The sequence below is a fragment of the Burkholderia sp. Ac-20384 genome, assembly GCF_017104605.1.
GTDB classification, from domain to species: Bacteria; Pseudomonadota; Gammaproteobacteria; order Burkholderiales; family Burkholderiaceae; genus Burkholderia; species Burkholderia lata.
The window spans coordinates 1-4,810 of record NZ_JAAGPE010000479.1 but is presented as its reverse complement, the minus strand read 5'-3'; the positions used below and the strand labels follow the sequence as shown (position 1 = coordinate 4,810).

4 protein-coding genes are annotated in these 4,810 nt (G+C 62.0%); all 4 read right to left on the bottom strand.

All coding sequences use genetic code 11. From position 1 onward, the window contains the following. Positions 1–565: 565 nt before the first annotated feature. Positions 566–985, bottom strand: a complete 420-nt coding sequence (locus G3O00_RS40150) for a hypothetical protein (protein WP_206146310.1) — start codon at positions 983–985, stop codon at positions 566–568. Further along, entirely contained in the window at positions 982–2,139 is a 1,158-nt protein-coding gene (locus tag G3O00_RS40145) for a hypothetical protein (RefSeq protein WP_206146309.1), read from the bottom strand. Before G3O00_RS40145 ends, G3O00_RS40150 begins: the two co-directional genes overlap by 4 nt. 134 nt (positions 2,140–2,273) lie before the next feature. Continuing rightward, positions 2,274–3,317 (bottom strand): Swt1 family HEPN domain-containing protein, encoded by a 1,044-nt coding sequence (locus tag G3O00_RS40140; RefSeq protein WP_206146308.1) that lies wholly within the window; start codon positions 3,315–3,317, stop codon positions 2,274–2,276. A 337-nt stretch (positions 3,318–3,654) separates the two neighbouring features. Continuing rightward, positions 3,655–4,500, bottom strand: a complete 846-nt coding sequence (locus G3O00_RS40135; RefSeq protein WP_241025562.1) for a hypothetical protein — start codon at positions 4,498–4,500, stop codon at positions 3,655–3,657. Positions 4,501–4,810: the final 310 nt, after the last annotated feature.

Sequence of the window (4,810 nt, the reverse complement as noted above, 5' to 3'; positions counted from 1 at the left end):
CGCACCGCCTCCACCTTGAATTCCTGCGTGTATTGCCTTCTCGGCACCACGTTCTCTGCCATTCTGTTCTCCATACAGTCAAAAAGTTATCAAACTTCTTGCTGTACGTGGAATCGAGACAGGGTCAGGTCGCCTGGTACAACCATTGTCGACTCATGGAACCGCTCGGCTATATCCCGCCTGCTGAGGCTGAGGCAAACTACTATGGGGCACTCAGAAATGCTGCTGACGTGCATGCATTAACTTAAACCAACCAGCCTCCACGATTCCCGGTGCGGTTCACACTGTTGTCCCCGATCGCCGCAGTCATCTCTCGCATGTTGGGCCACATTCCGAGCCGCAGAGCGTACCGCGCGTTTTCGACCCGAACTAAAGCTCGGACCAACACGAGCGTCACAATCACCAACAGCACGCTCAACAAGTTTCGCACCAAGTGCTCCTGCTTGGGGCGGCGTCATGTGGCGTTCTTGGGTGCATCTCGCCTGTTATCACAACGGCATGCTCGCGAACCGAAACGAGCCATCCCGGAAATCGCTCCGCCGCGCGCACGAGCAGGCGCACGCCGTCAGCGATGGTTGACGCCTGCGGCCCGCCGCGCCTGTCCGGCGGCCTGCTCAAGCGCTTCGGCATACCGATAAAGAGGCACGCGCGCCAGCTGGGCATCGTGATACACGAGCACAGCCGCGATCGCGGCCCGCTCGACCTCCGTGATCCCGATCTTTGCCGTCTGCTCTGCCCGGTCGACACACGCGGCAATCGCATCCTGTGCGGGTCGGATAATCACGCCGTCGCCGGCGCCGAGCTGGTGCGCGAGCTCAACGACGTTCGCTAGGGTCGACAAGGTATCGACATCGCCGCGGCCGTCCGCCAGGCACACAAGCGCGAGGTGATGTTTGAGGGAAAGGCGACGGACCTGATCGGTCGGCAACGGCAGCAGTTGCGCTTTGCTCAGCGGCCGGCGCCCATGGGTTCCACTTTTTCTCACGGCGTTGCTCGACTTGCTTTCACATCAGTCATTTGGCTCTTACGCCCTGCCGCCAATGCCCGTTCGATATCTTCGCGTGCGTAGAGCCGCTGATTTCCGACCGGACTGAGGTAGGAGCGTGCTTCATCCCGAATTGATCTAGCCACGAAGGGTATTCCGCCTGCTAGCTGAGTCACCTCGGCCGAGAAGAGTAACTTCAACCCGGTTCTTGATTCAAACTCGGCACGGATTCTTTCACGCTGCTCAAGCCTCGGCACTTCCGCCAACAACAGATTGATCTTGTGAAGGCACTTGTCCAAGAAGGATCCTTGAGCCTCCGCACACGCTGCTAGTACCGCGTCAGGGTCCGAAGCCGTGGTGACCACATAACTAGGGAAGTGCTTTTCAACGATTCGCGACACATAGGCGTCGTACTCGTCAAGAAGTCCGAACGGTGTTAGCTTCTCCGCGTGCACGGCGATCGCGTTCATCGCGGGCGTCTTATCGAAAGTCGTTCCCAGCTCGAGTAGGCGCCGTTCGTTGGCACGCCGTGTCCGCTTCTCGACTCGCTTGATCTGGCGGCGCTCTGAATCGGACCGGCTCTGGAGTGCAGTTTCCTCCGCTTGAACGATCTTCTCTGTGGTCGAAACGACGCTTACATCGATTCTCAGCGGGGTGACAGCCAGGGTTTCTTCGACCCAGTATGCGTCCTCCGGCATCTCGAGCAGTTGACCATCAAATACAGTCACATTGCCGTCGGCGATCGCGAACCCATGAGCGTGGAGTTGAATCAGTTGTTCACGCGGCCGCTTGGCTTCGATCGCACCGACGTAAACTCCTTGGTGCCAGAAAACCAGCTTCTTGCGCGCGCGCGCCAGTGCGACCGTGATGTGTTCGGACAATTCCGGTCGCCTGATTTCAACGTAGGCCGCTACGTTTCTCGGGTCGATTGGCACCATACCGAACGCACCCGATGCGTCTCGGTCCGAAATGAGCCCTTCCGGGCCAGCGCTGATGGCTTTAATCACCATACCATTGTCGAGCGATCCGTCCGTATAGCACAGCAGGTAGTAGTCGCAGGAGTGGCCGTCGAAGACATCAAGGCCGTCTCTTTCGAAGTCGTAGAGTCGCCAGGGGTCTTCACCGGATGGCTGAGTATCGTCGTTCATGTTCATGGATCACTAGATATCCCGTGTTTCCTCTATTCCTCGCGGTCGCCCATTGAAGCCGAACGTGCCGCGTTCGATACCGGCCATGGGCCTCACCCGCCCGGCCGGCGCGCCTGAGAGACGCGACGGATCCCGAGCGCTCACGCCGAAAAGACAATGCATCCCTTCGTCGATGGCTCGATCATGGCCCACGGTGTTGCTGCGTGCACCCGAGGATCCACCACGGCATAGCGTCCTGCCCATTCGACGTGGTCATCATCCGCGCAGTGGTAGCCAAGATTCGTGAGTGCCGCATGAAAACATCGACCGATCACGTCGCCGACCTGCTGCTGATCGTCGAGCGCCGAGAACGATACCTGAAGGCTGGACTGGGTATCCGCACACACCACCATGATGAGATCTCGATCAATCTCGATGTCTTCCCAGAACTGCGCCAGGTTGAAGGTCCTCCCGCCGCAAAAATACCAACGTGCGTGCCAGATATAACCGGCACCACAACCGAGTTGGTCTTCGTTGGCCACCAAGGGCTGCGCCCACGGATGCGATGAAAACGCAAGACTGAAGGTGGTCTCGTACTGGCGCCGGGCATGTTCCTCCAAATCCCCTTCGGAATGGGCTTCGCGCAGCCAGTCTCGGACCAGACCATCCGACCAATGTTCATTCGGGTGCGATTGATCCTTGAACGAGGACGTTGCTCGAAAAGCACCACCGTTCAGGTCACGCAGTGTCTGCTCCAAGCGATCCAAATCGTCCTCGTGCGGTCGGCGACAATGTCCAATGCGATTCTGGATCTCCTTAAGTTCCTCGATGCGGCCCGCCCAGATTTTTTGCGCCGGCACGTAGGCGCCAAACAGCGGCCACTCGTCATGTGTTAGGCGCAGGAGCAGACCTGCGTCCAGGTACGCCAACTGGTCCTGAGCGTCGGGGGGCTGCATATACTGAATCTTCTCGTCATTGCGCTGACGGCTCGCCGAGCTGGCCGACAATCCGTCCGCCCACGCGGCGCCATTTGCGCTCCGCAACTCGATATAGACCAAAGAACGCAGCCACGTCTCCAACAGCCACCAGCGGCTGTACAGGGCAGACGCCACAGTGGGCATCGCGCCGGCGTTCCATCCTGCCGACAAGGCGCGCTGAACTTGGGGCGACAAGTTTTGCCAATCCGAATCGTCCGATAGTGTCATGGGGTCCCCGATGGTATGGTCGTTCTGTTTCCAGGTAGTTTACCCGGCCGTATGCACCCCCTGCCGCGCGGTAAATGACTCACCCCGATTTTGCCGACCTCCAGAACGCCTACACGAAGTGATTCACGGAGATCGTTTAGGCAGGGTTGGCACGCAGTCGCTGCGTGGAATACAGCTGCAGATGCAGCGGCCAGGCTCGGGCCGACTGAGTCCGTTCCGCCGCTCATCGCATCCAACGCGTATGAAGCATGGCCTCCTCGATCGGCGGACGCCATTGTGGCGAGCACGGCTTCGCCCGCTCGGTGGTGCGCGTGCGACGTAACGGTAGGCCGTTCAATTACTTCACGGGTGCGCCCCAGCAAGTATGGACCACGACGCCGTGTCGTTGCTTCACGTAGATCTGGATGTCCTTGTAGGTCGCCTGGTCGAGCGCACACGCGACCACCCGGCGTGCCACGCTTGGCGCATAGCCCGCGACGCGCGTCGCCTCACCGGTCGCCGTAACGCCGAACTTGTCGCGACCGGCCGGCGTGGGCGGAATCACAGTCGGCGCGACGAGCGGAATCTTGGTCGCGCCCGCATCAAAGTCCAGCGCGCGGTCGCGCCAGTGCTCGCGGAAGGCCTCGATCGTGTCGTCGATGACGGGCACGAAGCGCTCCTTGTTGCCCTTGCGGATCGCGCTCAGCAGCCACGTTGCTGGCGTCGCGTCCTCGGCCGGCCACCACTGCAGACCGTCGCGCCGGACTGTCACGGCCTCCTCGATGCGCAGTCCCGCGTCGCCCATCAACAGGATCAACGCTCGGGCGATCCGCCAGTCCGGGCCCCGCGGCCCCTGCCCTTCGCTGCGCTCGGCGAGTTGCGTGCGGACCGTCGCCCACACGTCGATCGGCAGCGCCCGCTGCACCTTCAGCCGGGTCGCGCGCCTCAGCGGCTTCCGGTCCGCCACGCCCACCCACGGGTTGCCGGCCAGATAGCGGACCTTCACGAGCCAGTCAAACGCGGCGCGCAATATGCGCACCGCATACTGCCGGCTATCCAGCGACAGCAGCTCCAGCGCGAACGGTCGCCAGCGCCCCGGGCCGCGGAACGAATCCAACGGCGACGCGAGAAACGCCTTGTAGGCTTCGCTGTCGTCGACCAGGATCGACGACAGCGGCCGCCGACGCTCGAGCACGCACGACAATACAAACGCTTGAGCTCGCGCCAGTACGCGCGCTGCGTTGCCGCCTGGCCGTCGTAGCGGTGCAGGTAGGCGAACACGGCGTCGAGGTCGTGAGCCGCGGTGATGTACGGAAACGTCGGCGCGCGGTTCGTGCCGTGGGCTCCCGCCAGATCCTGCGGCATCTGCAAGCGGTGGATCGGCACCAGCTGGTCGCGGCGCAGCGCGGCGCGCGCGCCGGGCGCAGCGACGAGCGGATCGACCGAATCCACGTCGACGGCCACCCCGCTGCCGAGCGTGTCCGCGCGCCGGCGCAGCCACCCGACCACCGTGC